General features: G+C 66.3%; 17 protein-coding genes and 1 pseudogene. 7 read left to right on the top strand and 11 right to left on the bottom strand.

What is annotated here, in order from left to right; translation table 11 throughout:
- Positions 1-48: 48 nt before the first annotated feature.
- The 4 genes from HALZIN_RS17195 to HALZIN_RS0115600 are packed head-to-tail and all read left to right on the top strand — an operon-like array spanning position 49 to position 4,407.
- On the top strand, positions 49-810 hold the full coding sequence (locus tag HALZIN_RS17195) for a hypothetical protein (RefSeq protein WP_051907563.1): 762 nt from the start codon (positions 49-51) through the stop codon (positions 808-810).
- A 1-nt stretch (position 811) separates the two neighbouring features.
- A complete protein-coding gene (locus tag HALZIN_RS0115590; protein WP_031385113.1) occupies positions 812-1,840 on the top strand; it encodes a substrate-binding domain-containing protein in 1,029 nt (342 codons plus the stop codon).
- Positions 1,837-3,345 carry an ABC transporter permease gene (locus HALZIN_RS0115595; RefSeq protein ID WP_031385114.1) on the top strand — a complete coding sequence of 503 codons (1,509 nt, stop codon included), beginning with the start codon at positions 1,837-1,839 and terminating at the stop codon, positions 3,343-3,345. The genes HALZIN_RS0115590 and HALZIN_RS0115595 overlap by 4 nt, the downstream gene beginning before the upstream one ends.
- Before the next feature lie 42 nt (positions 3,346-3,387).
- A complete protein-coding gene (locus HALZIN_RS0115600) occupies positions 3,388-4,407 on the top strand; it encodes an ABC transporter ATP-binding protein (protein WP_031385115.1) in 1,020 nt (339 codons plus the stop codon).
- A gap of 219 nt (positions 4,408-4,626) precedes the next feature.
- On the opposite strand, the gene HALZIN_RS0115605 is transcribed toward HALZIN_RS0115600, so the two are convergent.
- From HALZIN_RS0115605 to HALZIN_RS0115640, 8 genes are all read right to left on the bottom strand, one after another.
- Positions 4,627-4,929, bottom strand: coding sequence for a DsrE family protein (locus HALZIN_RS0115605; RefSeq protein WP_031385116.1), 303 nt, complete (start codon positions 4,927-4,929; stop codon positions 4,627-4,629).
- Positions 4,926-5,738, bottom strand: coding sequence for an ABC transporter ATP-binding protein (locus HALZIN_RS0115610; RefSeq protein WP_084173630.1), 813 nt, complete (start codon positions 5,736-5,738; stop codon positions 4,926-4,928). The genes HALZIN_RS0115605 and HALZIN_RS0115610 overlap by 4 nt, the downstream gene beginning before the upstream one ends.
- Positions 5,726-6,487: an ABC transporter permease gene (locus tag HALZIN_RS0115615; RefSeq protein WP_031385118.1), complete on the bottom strand. Its 762-nt coding sequence runs from the start codon at positions 6,485-6,487 to the stop codon at positions 5,726-5,728. The genes HALZIN_RS0115610 and HALZIN_RS0115615 overlap by 13 nt, the downstream gene beginning before the upstream one ends.
- The gene (locus HALZIN_RS0115620) at positions 6,484-7,518 is read right to left on the bottom strand and encodes an ABC transporter substrate-binding protein (protein WP_031385119.1); all 1,035 of its coding nucleotides are present in this window, start codon (positions 7,516-7,518) and stop codon (positions 6,484-6,486) included. The genes HALZIN_RS0115615 and HALZIN_RS0115620 overlap by 4 nt, the downstream gene beginning before the upstream one ends.
- Before the next feature lie 462 nt (positions 7,519-7,980).
- Positions 7,981-8,613 carry a peroxiredoxin gene (locus HALZIN_RS0115625; RefSeq protein ID WP_031385120.1) on the bottom strand — a complete coding sequence of 211 codons (633 nt, stop codon included), beginning with the start codon at positions 8,611-8,613 and terminating at the stop codon, positions 7,981-7,983.
- Positions 8,614-8,812: 199 nt separating this feature from the next.
- Entirely contained in the window at positions 8,813-9,370 is a 558-nt protein-coding gene (locus tag HALZIN_RS0115630; protein WP_031385121.1) for a ferritin-like domain-containing protein, read from the bottom strand.
- A gap of 99 nt (positions 9,371-9,469) precedes the next feature.
- Positions 9,470-9,661, bottom strand: coding sequence for a hypothetical protein (locus HALZIN_RS0115635; protein WP_031385122.1), 192 nt, complete (start codon positions 9,659-9,661; stop codon positions 9,470-9,472).
- The gene (locus HALZIN_RS0115640) at positions 9,658-10,011 is read right to left on the bottom strand and encodes a DUF488 domain-containing protein (RefSeq protein ID WP_031385123.1); all 354 of its coding nucleotides are present in this window, start codon (positions 10,009-10,011) and stop codon (positions 9,658-9,660) included. Before HALZIN_RS0115640 ends, HALZIN_RS0115635 begins: the two co-directional genes overlap by 4 nt.
- A 364-nt stretch (positions 10,012-10,375) precedes the next feature.
- On the opposite strand from HALZIN_RS0115640, the gene HALZIN_RS0115645 reads away from it, so the two are divergent.
- The 3 genes from HALZIN_RS0115645 (at position 10,376) to HALZIN_RS0115655 (ending at position 14,712) form a co-directional block, all read left to right on the top strand.
- Entirely contained in the window at positions 10,376-11,338 is a 963-nt protein-coding gene (locus HALZIN_RS0115645) for an ABC transporter substrate-binding protein (RefSeq protein ID WP_031385124.1), read from the top strand.
- 473 nt (positions 11,339-11,811) lie between these two features.
- Complete coding sequence (locus HALZIN_RS0115650) at positions 11,812-12,711, top strand: MBL fold metallo-hydrolase (protein WP_031385125.1); 900 nt, start codon at positions 11,812-11,814, stop codon at positions 12,709-12,711.
- A gap of 240 nt (positions 12,712-12,951) precedes the next feature.
- Complete coding sequence (locus HALZIN_RS0115655; RefSeq protein ID WP_031385126.1) at positions 12,952-14,712, top strand: SulP family inorganic anion transporter; 1,761 nt, start codon at positions 12,952-12,954, stop codon at positions 14,710-14,712.
- A 123-nt stretch (positions 14,713-14,835) separates the two neighbouring features.
- Here the strand turns inward: HALZIN_RS0115655 and HALZIN_RS0115660 are convergent, their stop codons facing one another.
- The 3 genes and pseudogenes from HALZIN_RS0115660 to HALZIN_RS0115670 form a co-directional block, all read right to left on the bottom strand.
- Positions 14,836-16,005, bottom strand: coding sequence for a lipocalin-like domain-containing protein (locus HALZIN_RS0115660; protein WP_035575404.1), 1,170 nt, complete (start codon positions 16,003-16,005; stop codon positions 14,836-14,838).
- Positions 16,002-18,572 (bottom strand): ABC transporter permease, encoded by a 2,571-nt coding sequence (locus HALZIN_RS0115665; RefSeq protein ID WP_051907564.1) that lies wholly within the window; start codon positions 18,570-18,572, stop codon positions 16,002-16,004. The genes HALZIN_RS0115660 and HALZIN_RS0115665 overlap by 4 nt, the downstream gene beginning before the upstream one ends.
- A gap of 152 nt (positions 18,573-18,724) precedes the next feature.
- Positions 18,725-19,234 (bottom strand): annotated as a pseudogene (locus HALZIN_RS0115670) (ABC transporter ATP-binding protein); the annotation flags it as partial.
- Between the last annotated feature and the right edge of the window lie 38 nt (positions 19,235-19,272).

Consider the following 19,272-nt stretch of genomic DNA (forward strand, 5'->3'; position numbering starts at 1 on the left):
CGATTCATGCCGTGCCAACCGCAACGACAACAGAGACAGGAGTGACGCATGACACAGCGACACAATACGGGGTGGCTCAAGGTGTGCAGCCAGTCGGCGATGGGCCTTGTCCTGGGTGCCGTCGTCGGTACGGCCCAGGCGAGTGGAACGATGAGCGGCTATCAGGACGATGTCGAGTCCCTCGACGCTGCTCTGGGCAGCCTCGTCGAGTCCTACCGTGCCGATACGCAAACCGGCGACGAACTGGCGACCTTCAAGCAGCAGTGGGAGAGCGTCGAGTATCACGAGGCCGTGGAAGACAACGCCAAGCCGCTGTACCCGCTCATCTGGCAGGCCATAGGTCAACTCGAGAACACGCTGGACGACTCGGCGGCGCCGTCGGCGGTGGAAAGCGCCGCGAACCGTGTGCGGGCCACGTTGTGGCAGGGCCTCGGTGCCTTGCGACTGGCGACGTCCAAAGCCGCCGGGCAACCCCAGGAGGGCTCGGCTGAGAGTGGCGAGACGCCGATCACGGCTATCAAGGAGGCGCTCGATGAGGCACTGGGCGAGTATTACGAAGGCGAAATCGACGAGGCCAAGACGCTGGTCAGTGACGCCTACATGCAGCGTTTCGAGGGCCTCGAGGGTGGACTGATCGAGCTCGATCCCGAGCTGGTCGAAGGGCTCGAGGAAGACTTCAACGCGAGCTTGCCGAATGCCATGGAGAGCGGCAAGGACGAGCAGGTCGCCACGCTGGTAAAATCGATGAAGGCGCGGCTCGATCAGAGCCGCGAATTGCTTGCCGGACAGGAAACGGTCGAGGTCTTTTGACATGGACAGGCGAACCTTGCTGAAATCGGGCCTGGCATTGGGGTTGCTGGGCCCGGCGCGGGTCTTGGCAGCCTCCCAGGAGGCCCAGGCACTCTCGGTCGACGCCTTGCCCGAGCTGAAGGGTAGCCTGACCCTCTATCTGGGACGCGGTGAAGGGGGGCTGTACGAGACGCTCATCGAGGCAATCCGTAAGCGCAACCCGCAACTGGATCTCAACGTCCGGCGCGGGCCATCGGCGTCGCTGGCCAACACCTTGGTCGCCGAACATCAGGCCGGTGTGCAGCGGGCGGATGCCTTCTGGTCGATCGATGCCAGTTCGCTGGGACTGGTCGTCGACCAGGGGATGGCGCGAGCGGTGCCCGAGGCCTTGCGTGCGCCGGTCCGCGAGCCGTTTAGTGCTGACGCCTGGGTGCCGATCTCCGGACGCATCCGTACGCTGCCCTTCAATCCCCAGCGTGTCACGGCCGAGCGGCTGCCCGACGACATCATGGCCTTCGCCGACAGCGACCTGAAACTCGGTTGGGCACCGGCCTACGGTGCCTTTCAGTCGTTTCTGACGGCGATGCGCCTGCTCGAGGGTGAACAGCGCACCCTCGAGTGGCTACGGGGGGTCAAGCAGCGGGCCACCAGCTATGCTGGCGAGTTCGGCGTGGTAATGGCGGTGGAGCGTGGCGAGATCGATGCGGGTTTCGCCAATCACTATTACACGCTGCGTCTCAAACAGGGCAAGCCGTCGGCCTCGGTGGCCCTGGGCTTCACCGACGGCGATGCAGGCTCGCTGGTCAATGCCTCGGGCGTGGCACTGTTGAGCGACAATCCTGCCGCCGCCGGCCTGGTGCGTTATCTGCAAACTCAGCAGGCGCAGCGGTTTCTGGCCGAGGAAGCCTTCGAATTGCCGATGGTCAAAGGTGTGGCGATGCCCGCTGGACTGCCGCCGATGAGCGATATTAATCCTCCCCAGGTGGAACTTTCGCAGCTGGCTGACCTGCGGCCAACGTTGGCGCTGATGCGCGAAGCCGGTGTGCTGTGACGCCATCGCGGGTCAATGTATGGCTGAGCGGGCTTGTCGCGGCGGTGATCCTGGCCCCGGTGGCGGTGCTGTTCATGTTGAGCCTGAGTGCGGATGTCGACTTGGCTGGGCAGATCGCGGCCATCACCGTCAATTCCCTGGCGCTGGCGCTGCTGACGGTGCTGGGCTCCGTGGCGATCGGCGTGCCGTTGGCGTTGGTCACCAGTTATGCCGACCTTCCGGGGCGACGTTTCTGGGTGGCGACGCTTTCCGCGCCGCTGGCGGTGCCCAGCTATCTCGGCGCGTTCGCGTTCTTCGCTGCCTTTGGTCCGGGAGGCGAGTTGAGTGTGCTCAGCGGGTTGCCGCTGCCGCCGGTCAAGGGACTGGCGGGTGCCACCTTGGTGATGACCCTGTATACCTTTCCTTTCGTGCTGCTCAGCACCCGGGCGGCGCTGGCCGGGCTGGACGTCAGTGTGCTCGAGGCGGCGCGCACGTTGGGCATGCCGCTGCCCACGGCATTGTGGAAAGTGGTCTTGCCTCGCGTACGTAACGGCATTGCTGCGGGTGCGCTGCTGGTGGCGTTGTACACGCTCTCGGATTTCGGCACGCCGGCGCTTCTTCAACTGGATACCTTCACCCGGGTGATCTTCGTCGAGTACAACGCCTTTGGTCTCGATCGGGCGGCATTGCTGTCGTTGCAGCTGCTGGGCTTTGTCGCGCTGATCCTGTTGCTCGAGTCACGACTCAGGGCGTCGCGCGAACGCCCCGGCAGGACAATGACCCTCAAGTTGCCCGGTGCGATAAAGGTGCTTTGTCTGGTCGGCGCCAGCGTGATCGTGCTCGCGGCGCTGGCCTTGCCGGTGGCGATCTTCACTCTCTGGCTGGTCCGCGACGGGGCCGTCGGCTTCGATCCCGGCTACTTGTTGAATTCCGTGTATGTCTCGCTGCTGGCCGCCGTAGCGACCGTCCTGGTGGCCCTGCCGGTCGCCTTTGCAGCCTCGGCAGGGCGGCTTGGACGACTGTTCGAGCGCATCACCTATCTTGGCTTTGGCATCCCGGGTATCGTGCTGGGCACCGCGCTGGTATATCTGGGCTTGCAGCTGAGCTTTCTCTATCAGACCGTGACGCTGCTGGTGGTCGCCTACATGATCCGCTTCCTGCCGCTGGCGGTGGGTGCCGTACGCGCGACGCTGGCTCGGCGTAACAACGACCTGACCGGCGCGGCGCGCAGTCTGGGTGCCTCGCCTTTCGAGGTGTTCCGGCGGATCAGTCTGCCGCTGAGCCTGCCGGGGCTGGTCGCTGGCGCGGCACTGGTGTTTCTGGAGGCAATGCGCGAACTGCCCGCCACGCTGATGTTGCGTCCCACCGGGTTCGAGACCATCGGTACCTATCTATGGCGTACCTATGAGGCCGGTTACTTCGGGCGTGGGGCGATTCCCGGTCTGTTGTTGATGCTGGTCTCGGCCGTGGCGGTGATGATGATGGTGCTGGGCGAGGGGCGTCTGTCCCGGCGTCACTCCCGCTAGCCGCCAGGCTCGAATCCATTCAGGCGTTCAGGTGACGAGACGATGCTGACACTGCGAAACATGGGCGTGTGTTATGGACAGACAAGTGTTGTCAGCGGGCTCGACCTGACCCTTGGCGACGGGGAGATTTTAACCCTGGTCGGCCCCACCGGATGCGGCAAGTCGACGACTCTGCGCGCTATCGCCGGGCTGGAGCCGCTCAGCGAGGGCTCGTTGACACTGGCTGGCATGCAGATCGACAAGCACCGTTTCGTGGTCCCGGAAAAACGCGGTATCGGCATGGTATTCCAGGATTTCGCGCTGTTCCCGCACTTGAATGTCGAGCAGAACATCGGCTTTCGCGTCAAACGGCGCCAGCCCGTCGACTACTGGCTAGCGGTGCTGGGCATCGAAACGCTGCGCAAGGCCATGCCGGAGACGCTCTCGGGCGGCCAGAAGCAGCGGGTAGCGCTGGCTCGCGCGCTGGCGCACTCGCCTTCCCTGGTGCTGCTCGACGAGCCGCTGTCCAATCTGGATGCCGCGCTCAAGGACAGCCTGCGCTATGTGATCCGCGATGCGCTGAAGACAGCGAACGTGCCTGCCATCTGGGTGACCCACGACCAGGCCGAGGCGCTCTCGGTCGGTGACCGGGTAGGCATCATGCAGGCCGGTCGGCTGGCACAGATTGGCACCCCCGAAGCATGCTTTCGTGAGCCGGCCGATCGGTTCGTGGCTACCTTTCTCGGCGATGCGGCCTTCCTGCCCGGGCGGCGCTGCGGCGAGACGGTGCAGACCGTGCTGGGCAAGCTGCCCGTCACTGCCAAGGACGGGCCGAAAGAGTCGATGGAGTGCGTCGATTTGCTGGTGCGTCCGGACGACATCGGCCTGGCGCCGGCCGCCCCGGGAAACGCCTGCATCGACTGGATGCGCTACGAGGGCGAGCAGCGTCTGTTCGGGGTCACGCTCGACGACGGCACCGTACTCAAGAGTCGTCAGAATCACGAATGCCCGCTGCTGGCGGGTGAGCGAGTCGCGGCCCGCATCGTCGCCCGCCATCCGCTGGCGATGTTTGCGGCACAGTAATCCAGGCTGCCGAGCCGGACACCGACAATCGCAGATAGTGGTTAATCGAATAAAAGGATGAACAATGATTCCTTAAAAGCATCCGCGGCTTGCCACTAACCTATGTCGCCCCGAGCAGCTCAACGAGCTTGCCGAGACCATCGTCGCGATCCAGCGCGAGCGCTATCTGGCGTCGGTAACCACTCGGCGGCTACGGCAACGCGCGGGCCGGCGGCCGGCTTAGGCGTGGATATACCTCCAGCCCTCGGCCTGCCATTCGGCCAAGGCAACCACGGCGGCCTCGACCTCCTCGTGGCCGGCGGTGTTGTCGAGCCCTTGGGCGATCAGCGAGTTGCGGCACAGGTGCAGCCAGGAATCGGCCACCGGGTCGGGTTCAGCCAGGGCGACGGCCACCGCGGCGCCGTTGGCGACGATACGCACCTGGGCGTCGTCGTGCACCTTGACCAGGTTGCGGGCGTTACGCCGGGCGCGGGCCAGGCTGTCGGCGGTGGGGGCATGCAGGAGGACGCGTAGCGAGCTCATGAGGAACTCTCCTGGGGGGTGGAAGTGGGCGTATCGATGCCGATATGGCGCTCGAGCCGATGAATGTATTCGCGGAACGCCGGGTGTTCGCGGCGCCCTGACAGCGGCAGGTCGACGGCAACGATTTCGCTGACCCGCGCCGGCTCGCCCTCGCCGGGCTTGCCGAGCACCACCACGCGATCGGCGAGCAGTACCGCCTCCTCGATATCGTGGGTGACGAAGAGGATTGCCGCCTCGCTGCGCCGGCGCAATTCGCCGAGCTCGACCTGCAGGCGCTGGCGGGTCAGGGCGTCGAGTGCCGAGAACGGTTCATCCATGAACAGCACCCGGGGTTTTACCGCCAGTGCCCGGGCGATGCCCACGCGTTGCTGCTGGCCACCGGACAGGGTTCGCGGCCAGCGCTCGGCGAACGCCTCGAGGCCCACCAGGGCAAGCTGCTCCAGGGCCCGTGAGCGGCGCTCGCGGCGCGACAATGCCAGCCCCTCGAGACCCAGTTCGACATTGCCACGTACCTGGCGCCACGGAAACAGTCGCGGCGCCTGGAAGACCATCGACCACGGACGCGTGGCCGGCTCGTCGACGGCCGGCAAGTTCACCGTGCCGCGTTGCGGCGTTAGCAGCCCGGCCAGCGCGCGCAGCAGGGTCGACTTGCCGACCCCCGAGACACCGACCACGGCGACGAACTCGCGCGGCGCGATGTCGAGGCTGACGTCGTCGAGGACCACCTCGCCGGCGAAACCCAGGCGCACGCCACGCGCCTGCAGCACCGGCCGGCCGGGCGCCGGCGATGAAAGGCTCAGCTCTGCCACCGCAGGATCCTCCGCTGGATGCTCATGAACAGGAAGTCAAACAGCGCATAGAGCGCGGCGATCGTCAGCATGTAAACCACCACGATGTCGGTGGCGAGTAGGCCCGAGGCCTCCATCATCCGCTGGCCGATGCCGGGGATGCCGAACAGCTCGGCGGCGACTACCGTCATCCAGCCCTGGCCGAATCCGGCGCGAAGGCCGCCGAGAATGCCCGGTGCCGCCGCCGGCAGGCTGACCTTGCACAGCCGCGCCATGAAGCGCCCCTGACCGAAGGCCTGGGCGACTTCATAATAGCCGTCGTCCACCGCGCGTACCGCGCTATAGCTGGCGAAGTAGTTGATCCAGAACACGCCGATGCTGATGATGAATGCTGCCGCGGTCTCGGTGACGCCGAACCAGATGATCGCGAACGGGATCCACGCCAGCGGCGGGATCGGTCGTAGCAGTCGGGCCAACCAGCTTTGGATGGCGTCAAAAGTGGGCTCGAGCGCCGCGCCGACGCCCACCGCGATGCCCAGCAGCGAGCCGATCGCCAGGCCGGTGCTGTAGTGCGAGAGGCTGGCCAGCACCACATCGAGCCAGATGCCGTCGCGAATCTCGGCCCAGAACTCGGTGGGGATACTCGAGGGCAACGGCACCAGGTTGCCCGGCAGCAGGCCGAGGCGCAGGGCCAGTTCCCACAACGCCACCAGGCTGATGAGGCCGGCGGCACTGAGCAGGGTGCGTCGATGGTGGGACAGGCGCGTCATGGCGCCTCGGTCCCGAGCTCCTGAATGACCGCGTCATACACCGAGGTGTCGAACAGCGCGTCGACATCGACCGATTTCTTGAGGATGCCGGTGCGCTGCTGGAAGTCGGCCATGGTCTGCGTGGCGTCGACGATGGCGTGCGGGTCGGCGAGATAGTTGGACGACGGAGAGGCCAGCGCGGCCTTGACGGTATCTTCGCTGATCAGCCGCTTGCCGACGAACTCGCGCACGTAGGGTGCGGCCTCGTCGGGCCGTTCCTCGAGCAGGCGAGTGGCGCGCACGTGCAGCGCGACCAGCTTGCGGATCGCCTCGGGGTGATCTGCCATGACCGACTCGCGCACCGCCAACACCGCGCCGGGCTGATTAGGCAGCATGTCGCTGCCACGCGCCACCACCCGGGCGTCGGGATCACGCTGCTGGACCACGCTGAGGATTGGCTCGAGGGTCGAGGCGGCATCCACCGCGCCGGCGAGCAGCGACTGTTGGACGCGATCGGCGCCCATGGTGACGATATCGACCGCGTCGGAGTCGACGCCGGCCTGCTCCTGCAGCCAATAGCGCAGCACGGTGTAAGGTACCGAGCCGGCGGGGAAAGTGGCGATCTTGGGCTTGCGACCGTATTCCTCGGTGAAGCGGGCGATCGCTGCCGCCGGGTCGTTGCCGTCAAAGGCCTCGGCGAAGTCGCCGCGGGCGATCAGGCCGATCTGTTCCTCAATGCTGGCGGCCAGCACCTTGATCGGCACGCCGTTGGCGCGGGCCACCATCGCCGGACCGATGCCGAAGTTCACCACGTCGAGCTTGCCCGAGGCCAGTGCCTGGACCATCGCCGGGCCGCTGGAGAAACGCGTCAACTTGAGATTCAGCCCCGCCTCGTCGGTCCAGCCTGCGCCCTCCATGACGAACAGCTGGGCCACCGGCAGGATCGGCATGTAGCCGACCTCGAGGGAGGTCTCGTCGTCCTCGGCCAACGCCAGGGTCGGCAGCGTAACGGCCAGCGCAAGCGCGCAGAACAGGTGAAATAGGCGTTGCATCTCAGTCCTCCCGGGGAATCACGAATCTGGGAGGTGACTATAGCGACTGGCTGGGGTTCGAGGAAAATCCTCGCTCTACGATTTTCTTATATCTTTATGCGTTAGGGCCTGTTGACGTTTCAGCGTGAACCGCGTTGCTGCGCCAAAGGGCGCCAGGCAAGACGCGGGATGCAGGCAAGGGTTGTTTCCTTGCCAAGTCCCGCAACGCCGCATGGCGTCCTTTGACGCGCAACCCAACGGGACGGGGTCCATTGGGTGCAGTACTGCGTTGTTCGTCGCTCATTGGGAATAACCCAACCACGCTCCTCTCGCCTTGTTCTACACCCAATGGGCCTCCGTCGCGGCCGCGACGAAACGTCAACAGGCCCTAACTTCCGTGCGTGGCCAGCAGGGTGGCCATCGCGGACAGCGCCGGGAAGAGAAAAGGAGGAGTCGAGTCCCGGCCGGGGCCGGGACGTGGGCTCACTTGTCGAGCTTGACCATGCGCAGATAGGGTTTCTTCTCGTCCCAGCCCTGCGGGAACAGCTCCTTGGCCTGCTCGTTGCTCACCGCGGGCACGATGATGCAGTCGTCACCCTCGGTCCAGTTGACCGGCGTGGCGACCTTATGCCCGTCGGTCAGTTGCAGGCTGTCGATGACCCGCAGGATCTCGGCGAAGTTGCGACCGGTGCTGGCCGGGTAGGTGATGGTCAGGCGGATCTTCTTGTTAGGGTCGATGATGAACACCGAACGCACCGTCAGGGTATCGTTGGCGTTGGGGTGAATCATGTCGTAAAGATCGCTGACCGAGCGGTCGGCATCGGCGAGCAGCGGGAAATTCAGGCCGTAGCCCTGGGTTTCCTGGATGTCGCCGGCCCAGTTGCGGTGATCGTCGACCGGGTCCACCGACAGGCCGATGGCCTTGACGTTGCGCTTGTCGAACTCCGGCTTCAGGCGCGATACCTCACCGAGCTCGGTGGTGCAGACCGGGGTGAAATCCTTGGGGTGCGAAAACAGGATGACCCAGCTGTCGCCGGCCCATTCATGGAACTTGATCGGGCCTTCCGTGCTGTCCTGGGTGAAATCCGGGGCGGTATCGCCTAGATGCAGTGCCATGACGTGCTCCTTGAACATGACCAGTGAATGGCTTATTCGCTTTGCCGATATAAGCGCTTCGCTACTATGACATCGGGTCGGCCCTTGGGGGAAACAACCCTTGAGGCTATATAAATAGCCGGATGGTATGACTTAAGGCGCACCTGGCGTGACTCGCAGGACGATGCCGGCCGGCACGCCATTCAAGGTGGCAACGCGCTCAGGCGTTGCTCTGATTAAGCCTGTCCAGGCCTTCGAGCAGCCCGGCCATGTCGTCGGCGTGCTCCTCTTCCTGGGCGAGGATGTCTTCCATGATGCGCCGCGAGGTGGGATCGTTCTCGCCCAGGTAATTGACGATCTCGCGGTAACTGTCGATGGCGATGCGCTCGGCGATCAGGTCCTCCTTGATCATCTCCTTGAGCGAGTCGCCCTCGACATACTCGGCGTGCGCGCGGGTCTGGATGCCCTCCGGCGAAAAGTTGGGCGCGCCACCCAACTGGACGATGCGCGCGGCAAGCCAGTCGGCATGCTGCTGCTCTTGTTGGGCGTGTTCGAGGAACTCCTCGGCGGCGATATGCGCACTGAGCCCGTCGGCCATGTAGTAGTGGCGCTTGTAGCGCAGGTAGCAGACGATCTCGGTGGCCAGCGCCTCGTTGAGCAGGTTGATGACATTCTCGCGATCAGCGCGATAACCCTCAGTGACCGCGCCGCGCTCGATATGCTGGCGGGCGCGTTCGCGAATCGTCTTGATGTCGGTTAGAAACGGTTGGTCGGCCACGGTTGCTCTCCTTGTCGCGTCGGTGTGCCTGTGCCTATGCAGCGTAGAACATTCATCGCGAAGCGCGCGATGCCATGATGATTTTGCGCCTGGTTCGGTTCAAAGGTCGCCGGGTGGCGCGGAATCGATCAGGTTTTCCAGGTCGAGCATCTGGATGGCGCTGATGGCCGCCTCCAGCGCACCTTCGCTGCACAGGCCGGCGATTGCCGCTTCCTCATGGCCCGCCAGGGCGGCGGCGACGCAGGCGTCGCGTACGCGGGCGGCCAGTGCCAGGCGCTCGGCATCTTTCATTCGCTGTCCTCCAGATGCTCCTTGAGTACCCGGGCATTGTTGTGCTCGACATCGCGGGCGGCGAACAGCAGCGTCAGCCCGTCGCGGCGGGCATGCTCGCGCAGTCGCGCCAGCGTGTCAGCATCGCTTTCGCGCAACTCGGAGCGATAGGCTCGATAAAACTCGGTCCAGCGCTCCGGGTCGTGGCCGTACCATTGACGCAACGACTTCGAGGGCGCCAGCTCCCGGCACCATTCGTCCAGTGCGGCATCGCACTTGGCGACGCCCCGCGGCCACATCCCGTCGACGAGCACGCGGTAGCCGTCCTCGTCGCAAGCCGAGTCATAGATTCGCTTCAGGCCTACGTTCATAAGCGCTCCTCCTGGGTCGCCGTGCCCATCCTGCATCGCCTCCGGCGAGCGTGCTCGGTAGCAGGGTACGACACTCATCCTGGCACTGGGGGTTTAGCAGAGCATGTGCCTTTTGGCATCATCATGCCAATGGCCGAATAGTCAACTTCGCAGACAGTTCACTTCATCGCATAACATTTGACGCGTACGACGGCGATCGCTGGGCGGCTACTTTCATAGGGCGGCTACTTCCGTGACATCGAGGCGTCGTGACAGTGGGTCCGGCGGCGGTTGAAAATCGACAACGGAGAGTCAACGGCGCAAAGGATAAAACAATGTTATTGTTGTACCGATATACAATAAACCCTGATTAAGGAGACTGCTCATGTCCCTATCCCATCGTGCCAATAGACTGATCGTTGGTGCCCTGGCCAGCGCATCGCTGAGCCTGTCCGGCAGCGTGTTCGCGCAGGAAGACCCCGCCATTACCTTTTCCGCGCCGCCCTGGCCCGGGGTGACCATGAAGACCGAGATCGCCTCGCAGCTGTTCGAGGCGCTGGGCTATCAACCGAGCACCAAGCAGCTCGGCGCCCAGATCTCCTACGAAGCGCTCAACCTCGGTGAAGTCGATGCCTTCTTCGGCGCCTGGCTGCCGGCCCAGCAGGGCATGTACGACACCGTCAACGCCAAGGGCAGCCTGGCCGATCTGGGCAACAACGTCGACGGCGCGCGGATGGGCTTCGCGGTGCCCCGCTACGTCGCCGAGGCCGGCGTGAGTTCGGCGCGTGACATCGACAAGCCGGAGTTCGCCGAGAAGTTCGGCCGCGAGATGTTCTCCATCGAGCCCGGCTCGGCGACCAGTGATATCCTCAACGGCGCGGTCGCGGACGATACCTACGGCATGGGCGACTGGAACCTGCGCGAAGCCTCCACGCCGGCGATGCTCAGTGCGGTGGACAATGCGACCAGCAATAAAGAGTGGATACTGTTCTACGGCTGGACACCGCACTGGATGAACATCGAATACGACATCGTCTATCTTGACGATCCTGAGAACCTGTTCGGCCCCGGCGGCGGCAGCAGCGACGTGCGTACCCTGCTCAACAGCGATTTCGCCGACAGCCACCCCAACGCCAGGAAACTGCTCGATCAGATGGTCTTCAGCGCCGACGACCAGAGTCAGCTGATCCTCGACTTCAGCTACAAGGAGCGCGATGCCGACAAGGTTGCCGTGGAGTGGATGCAGAACAACGCCGACAAGCTCAAGGCCTACCTCGACGGCGTGACCACGCGGGACGGCGAGCCCGCCTGGCCGGTGGTTCAGAAGGCGTTCGACCTGAAATCCTGAGCGCTTGACTGAAAGCGCTTCGCGACACCGACGCGGCCCCCCCCCCCCCCCCCCCCGCACGCCGGTGTTGGCCATCAACGCCGGTTCGACGATCTCGATCCAGCAGCCGTCCGGGTCCTTGACCCGCAACATGCTGTGGTTGAGCGTAAAGCCCGCGGTTTCCTGGGGGGCGTGGGGCTCGACGCCCGGGTGTTGCTCGGTGAATAGCGCCATGCAGTGCTCCTGACAATGAGACGGACGGTTCACAGACCAGCATAGCCCGGGTAGGGGCGTGGCACAGCCGGCGAAGCGTGCCGGGGATGATAGCCAAGTGAGTCAGCTGAATGCGAGTTATCAGACTGGCGGCAATCTGTGCACCTTGGGTGCGTCGATAGCAGCATAGTATGCAAGCAGGAATTTTTATTTCTAAAAAATATAACAATATAACTAAAATAGCGCTATCCTGAGGAAAATTCTTTCCCCGAGGAGGCACCATGCAGACCTTCGCACTCTCGAAAGGCCAGCCCAATGTCGCTGGCTTTTTCGATCCCCGCACCTTCAGCGTTCAGTACGTCGTCAGCGACCCCGCCACGCGGCGTTGCGCGATCATCGATCCGGTACTGGATTACGATGAGAAGTCCGGGACGACGGCGACGTTCCAGGCCGATGAGCTGCTGGCCTACATCGAGCGCGAGGGGCTCGATGTCGAGTGGATTCTGGATACCCACCCGCACGCGGATCACTTCTCCGCTGCGCGCTACCTGCATGACAAGACTGGCGCGCCCACCGCCATCGGCCGGCCGGTGACCCAGGTGCAGGCGCTATGGAAGGAAATCTACAACTGGCCGGATCTGAAGGATGACGGCAGCCAGTGGGACCGTCTGTTCGACGAAGGGGACACCTTCAAGCTGGGCGAGATCGAGTGCCGCGTGATGCACTCGCCGGGTCACACGCTGGCCTCGATTACCTACGTGGTCGGCGACGCCGCCTTCGTTCACGACACCCTGTTTCAGCCCGACTTCGGTACCGCCCGTGCCGACTTTCCTGGTGGCAGCGCCCATCAGCTGTGGCATTCGATTCAGGCGATCCTCGCTCTGCCCGACGAGACGCGCCTGTTCACCGGTCACGACTACATGCCCGACGGCCGCGAACCGCAGTGGGAAAGCACGGTGCGCGAGCAGCGCGAGACCAATAAGCATCGCCTGGGCGAGAGCAGCGAGGCCGCGTACGTCGAGCTGCGCAAGCGTCGCGACAGCGAATTGCCGATGCCGAAGCTGATCCTGCACGCGCTGCAGGTCAACATTCTCGGCGGGCGCCTCCCCGAGCCGGAGGACAACGGCAAGCGCTATCTGAAATTGCCGTTCGACGCCCTGGAAGGTGCCGCTTGGGAGTAATGAGGAGGGTCGCCTCATGACGTCGATTCAATGAACGGGAGACAGCCTTCTGGCTCGACCAGACTACACGGCCAACCAGGCTCGGCTGGAACATCAAGGCGCAGCAGCTCCTCTTCAGCTACTGGAACCTGATGCTCAAGGGGCACGAATGGCTGGCCAAGCCGCAGGCGCGCTCTTGATCGAGGCCGTCGGCATGAATCCCCGGCTGCGACATGGCTCGGATAGCGAGGCCGGCAAATCATGAATCAGCCGCATAAAGCCGGGTTGGCACGCTGGTTCCCGATCCTGGACTGGGGGCGGCATTACAACGGCGAGTTGCTGAGCGAGGATCTGCTGGCGGCCATCATCGTGGCGCTGATGCTGATCCCGCAGGCGCTGGCCTATGCCATGCTGGCGGGACTCCCGCCGGTGGTGGGGCTGTACGCGAGTCTCGTGCCGCTGGTCGTCTATACCCTGCTGGGGAGTAGCACGACGCTCTCCGTCGGCCCGATGGCGGTGGTGTCGTTGATGACGGCGTCGGCGTTGTCGCAGGTTGCCGAATCGGGATCGCAGGACTATGTCGCCGCGGCTTTGGTGCTGGCGCTACTCTCCGGTGCCATTCTGCTGATCATGGGGCTCTTCCGGCTGGGTTTTCTGGTCAACTTCCTGAGTCACCCGGTTATGACCGGGTTCGTCACGGCGTCTGGCATTCTGATCGCCGCGAGTCAGCTAAAGCAACTGCTCGGTGTCGACCTCTCCGGCTCGACGCTGCCGGCGTTGTTGTCCCAGCTACCCTCGGCGCTGGACGGGGTTAGCCTGCCGACGGTAATCATCGGGCTGGGGTCGCTCCTGCTGTTGTGGCTGATACGGCGGTGGGGCAAGCCCGCGCTGCAACGCTGCCGTGTGCCGGCCAGGGCGGCGGGGGTACTGGTCAAGCTGGCGCCCATCGCCACCATCGTATTGGCGGCGTGGGTTGCCGGTGCGGCGGGGTGGTTGGGCCGCGAGGTTGCCGTCATCGGCGAGATCCCCGCCGGGCTGCCACCGCTGACCCTGCCCGACTGGGAGCCGGAGTTGTGGCGATCGTTGATCGGCTCGGCGGTGCTGATCAGCATTGTCGGCTACGTGGAGTCGGTCTCGGTGGCACAGGCGCTGGCGGTGCGCCGCGGCGAGCGCGTCGATCCGGATCAGGAACTGATCGGGCTCGGCGGGGCCAACCTGGCGGCCTCGGTCACCGGAGGGATGCCGATCACCGGCGGATTTTCCCGCTCCGTCGTCAACTTCGATGCCGGCGCTCGCACGCCGGCCTCCAGCGCGTTCACCGCTGTGGGCATCGCGCTGGCCATGCTGTTTCTGTCGCCCTGGCTGAGGGAACTGCCGATGGCGACGCTGGCGGCAACCATCGTTATCGCGACCCTCTCGCTGATCGATCTGCCGGCTTTCGCTCGTGTCTGGCGCTATGCTCGCGGCGAGGGCATCGCCATGGTGGCGACGGCACTGGCGACACTGATGCTGGGCGTTGACGTAGGTATCCTGGTCGGCGTCGCCATGTCGCTGGCGCTGCATCTCTACGGCACCAGCCGACCGCACAGTGCGGAAGTCGGCCGCATCCCCGGCACCGAACATTTCCGCAATGTCCGCCGTCATGCCGTGGAGACCGATGTCGGTATCGCCATCCTGCGCGTTGATGAAAGCCTGTATTTTGCCAACGTCCGTTATCTGGAGGACTGGGTCACGGCAGTAATCAATCGTGACCCGCCGCCACGCGATCTGGTGCTGGCCTGTCAGGCGATCAATGTCATCGATGCCACCGCACTGGAGAGTCTCGAGGCGCTCAATCGGCGTCTTCGGGACCGGCAAATCGGGCTGCATCTCGCCGAGGTCAAAGGGCCGGTGATGGACAGGTTGAGTCGTACCGAGCTGGTCGAGACGCTCAATGGCCGGGTCTTTCTGAGCACCTTCGATGCCTGGTGCGCGCTGCATGGCCGCGAGTCGGCGCCCCTGTCGACACCGGTCACCGCATAGGGGCGTTCAAAGGCGCGCTGGCGACGATCGACTACGCCGCCGTGAACGTGTCAATGAACGCGTTATGGGAATCGCGCTCGCTGGAAGGTGGCGTGCGGTCGTTGTCGACCAGGGCTTATCGGTTCAATAGCCGGTCATCTCCAGATAGCCCACGCCGGCGTGGCTGCCTGAGACCGAGACCATGCCCTCCCAGTAGGCGAACGAGGTGTCCATCCATTGGTCGGGATTCACTGCGCGCACCGTGACGTCGACGCCACGACCGGGCACCTCGAGGCGCCAGACGGTGGGCAGCCGGCGCCCGGCGACCTCGCGGGTCGCCTGCGGCGTCAGGCGCAGCGTGTCTGCGCCGAGCGGTGTGACGCGACCATCGGCGCTGATCCAGCTGCCGGACAGATAATCGCCGCCGCCCTCACCGGCGCCGCGCAGCCGGAATGCCATCAGCTTGGCGCCGCCGTCGAGATGCAGCGAGAACCAGTCCCAGCCCTGCTGGCCGGGGCCCAGCAGCTGGCTGCTCCATTCGCGATCCAGCCAGGCGCGGCCGCTCACCGTGATCGGCTCGCCCTTCACCTCAAGCGTGCCGCTGACCCGGTAGAACGGTTGGCTGTAATAGATCGAGCCCTGACCGTCGGCGGATTTCTGGCTGAAGCCGGCAGCGCCGTGTGCCACCAGCGGGCCCTGGGCATCGAGCGCCAGATCGTAGGCGAAGTTCTCGCCGGCGGCGCGCACCCGTAGCTGATCGAGCGCGGCGCCCGTCGAGGCGTCGTCGCTCGCGGCATCCGCCGGCGCGGCGAGCGTCCAGTCGTCCAGCCAGGCGGCGAACGGGGCGGTCTCGACGCCGGCCTGGCCGCGGGTGTCGTCCAGCGACATGCCACGCGCGAAGCGCTCGGCTTCGAAGTGCTGGCGGGACGTGGAGAGCGCGGCGTGGGCCATCCACAGCTGGCGACTCGCCCAGGGCGAGTCGGCGTTGGGGAAGTCGACGGCGCCGGGCGGCGCCAGCGCCTGGCGAAACAGCGTCCATTGCACGCCGAATGGCCGGCCGTCGTCGCTCTCGAGATTGGCGGTCAGATACCACCACTCGATGCGATAGTCGGGGTGGGTGCCGTGATCGGCGGGAAAGTCGAGCGTGATCCCCGGGCGCGCCTCGGCGAAGCCCGCCGCCGCTGGGTCACCGAGCCCGGCGTAGCCGCTCGAAGCGGGAGAATCCTGTGTCGTCCACGGTCGCCAGGCGGCGACGCTGGCGACCAGCACGACCGCCAGCAGCGCCCCGAAGAGTATCCATTGTCGCCGGGTCATGTCGCCGCGAACTCCTCGAGCAGTTGGCGGGGCGGGCTGCGCCATAGCCGCCGCGCCGGCAAAAGCGCCGCGCTGGCGGCGACCAGCACCGCCAACGCCAGGGTGATGGCCATTTCGTCGGGAAAAAGATGCAGCGGCAGGCGCCAGCCGAACGCCGCGACGTTGATCACCGCGACCAGCGCCCAGGCCAGGGCGATGCCCAGCGGCAGCGCCACCAGTGCGGTGGCCAGTGCCGCGCCGACCAGCTGGCCGAGCTGCACCGCGACCAGCCGCGAGCGCGGCACGCCGAGCGCCCAGAGCGGCGCGAGCTGGGCGCGCCGCACGCCGGCCTGGGCCAGCAGCGTGGTCAGCAGGGCCAGCGCCGCGACTGCCAGGGTCAGCGCGTTGAGCGCGCGGGTGATGGCGAAGGTGCGCTCGAAGACTGCCTTCGAGGTGGCCTTGAGCCGGCGCTGGTCGGTGAGTACCTCGCCGGAAATCGCCAGCTCCTCGGTGAGCCCGCTGCGCAGCCGCTCAAGCGCGGCATCGCGGGCCGCGCCGCTCGCGCTGCCCGCGGCGAGCACCACGCCCAGGCTGCCCGGCGGCGCGTCGAACTCGCGAGCCAGCCGCGCGGTGGGCATGACGATCTCGCCATGCGGATTGCCGTAGTCGGGGTAGATCGCGGCGATGGTCAGGCGGCGTTCGCGCCGGTCGGAGCCGCGCAGGGTCAGCGTTTCGCCGGCGTGTAAGCCGCGACGCCGGGCGAGCTGTTCGTTGATGAATACCGCGCCCTCGCGCAACGCCTGCCAGGCCGCCTCGCGGCCGGCGACACTGGATAGCAGCGGCCACTGGCGGGTCAGCGCCGGCGCCGGGTGGATGCCGAACAGCGCCACCGGCACGGCGCGTTCAGGCGTAGTGGCTGCTGTGCCGAGCACTAGCGTGGCCTGGGCCTGGCGCGCCGGCAGCAGCGTGGCGACTTCGGGCTGTGCGGCCAGCCAGTCGCGGAGCCTGGCGTAGTCGCCCTCCTCGGGGTGGACGTAAATATCGGCGAGCAGGCGTTGGTCGAGCCAATCGAGGAAAGTCAGCCGAAAGCCGCCGACCATGCTGCTCACCCCCAGGTTGGCGGCCAGCGCCAGCAGCAGCGCCATCATCGCCAGTTGCAGGCGCGGCAACTGGAGCTGCAGGTCGGCCACCGCCCACTGCCACAGCGGCCGGCGGCGCAGCGCGCGGCTGGCGAGCTGCAGCGCCATGGCGAGCAGCGCCGGCAGCCACAGCGCCACGCCGAGCAGCGCCGCGGTGACCATCGCGAAGCCGGCGATCAGCGTCGTCCGGCCGCCTTGAGCGAGCGGCGCACCGCCCGAGGCACTCAGCCATAGGCCGAGACCCAGCGCGCCGATCAGCAGCCCGCTGCCGGCCAGCGCCTGGCGTCGCCATTGCCGGCCCAGCCGCGCGCGCCAGGCCTGGGCCTGGCCCAGCGTCAGCACCTCGAGCCGGGCGACTCGCCACAGCACGCCGGAACCGGCGGTGGCCAGCCCGCCGAGGGTGATCGCCAAGCTGCCCAGCCAGTAGTACCAGGGCAGCGCAAGTTGGCCGCTCACCCGGCTGTCGTAGAGCGCGTCGAGGCTGGCGGCGACGTCCGGCAGCAGCCAGCGGGCCAGCGCCACGCCGCTGAGGATGCCGGCGAGCGCGCCGATCAGGCCGATCGCCAGTAACTCAACGATCAGCGCGCCGACCAGGGTGCGTGCCGGCACGCCCAGCGCGCGCAGCGTGCGCATCAGCCCCAGGCGCTGCTCGAGCGCCAGGCCCAGCGCGGCATGGACGATAAACAGCCCCACCACCAGCGCCAGCAGGCCCATCGCGGTGAGGTTGAGATGGAAGCTATCGGCGAGCTGGCCGGGGGAGGCCAGTTGGCGCGCGGAGATACGCACCAGATGCTCGGGTAGCGCGAACGTCGCCGACGGGGCGACGACCAGCCGGGTCAGTCGCCGGTCGAGCCCCAGCAGCGACTGGGCGACGCCGATGTCGGTGACCAGGGTGGCGGGCGGCAGGCTGGGGTCGTTTTCCACCGGCGGCAGCCGCGGGTCGGCGCGGGCGGCGGCGGCGACATCCGGCGCGGCGCGCAAACGGTGCGGCGGCAGCAACCAGTCGCGCAGTGCCGCGGCGCTGCTCTGCTGGCGCGCCAGGCCCGAGTCGCCGGGCAGCGTCAGCGGATCGATACCCAGCAGCGTCACCGTCGTTTTGTCATCCGGGGCGTCGCCCGTCAGGCTCAGCCGGCCCTCGACCAGCGGCGAGACCGGCGCGCCGGCACGACGTAGCGACAGGTAGTCGTCAAGGGTCAGCGCCTCGCCGTCGCGGCGCTCGATGCGGTCGAGCTGGTTCTCGAACAGCGCCTCGGCACGGGCGTAGCTGTCGCGGGCGGAGGCGTTGATCGCCTGCACGCCGCTCCACAGCGCACTGGCGACCCACAGCCCGAGCAGCAGCATGGCGAGCTGGCCGGGGTGACGGCGGTAATGCGACAGCAGCGTGGCTAAAGTGGTGACGAACACGCTGGTGGCGAACACGCCGCGGGCATGAGCGGCGGGCGCGCTCATGCGTCGTCGTCGGCCAGCCGACCGCGCTGCAAATGCACGCAGCGGTCGAGCGGGGCGGCGACCCGCGCGCTGTGGGTGACCATCAGCAGCGCGCAGCCGCTTTCGGCGATCAGTGCCTGCAGCAGCGCCAGTACGTCGTCGGCGGCGGCTTCGTCGAGGTTGCCGGTGGGCTCGTCGGCGAGCAGCAGATCGGGGCGTGCGGCTAGCGCGCGACCGATCGCCAGGCGCTGCTGCTGGCCGCCGGAGAGTTGTTCGGGGTAGCGCCCTTCGAGATCGGCGAGCCCCAGCCGGGCCAGCAGGTGCTGCGTCCAGGCCGGGTCCTCGCGCTTGGCGAGGCGCGCCTGCAGGGTCAGGTTGTCGGCCACCGACAGGCTGGGCACCAGATGGAACTGCTGAAAGACCAGCCCCAGGCGCTGGCGGCGCAGCGCGCTGCGCCGGGTCTCGTCGAGCGCCGAGAGGCGCTCGCCGCCCAACAGGATTTCGCCGCGATCGGGCACGTCGAGCCCGGCGGCGAGATGCAAAAGGGTCGACTTGCCGCTGCCCGACTCGCCCATTAGCGCGAGGCTTTCGCCGCGAGTGAGGCGCAGGTCGACGCCATCGAGCACGTAAAGCGGGCCTTGCGGGGTCGGGTAGCTCTTGGTGACGTCGGTCAGTTGCAGCATGGCATTGTCTTGTCGGCGCGTGTCCCCGCACAGTAGCA

The sequence above is a fragment of the Halomonas zincidurans B6 genome, from assembly GCF_000731955.1.
Lineage (GTDB): Bacteria > Pseudomonadota > Gammaproteobacteria > Pseudomonadales > Halomonadaceae > Modicisalibacter > Modicisalibacter zincidurans.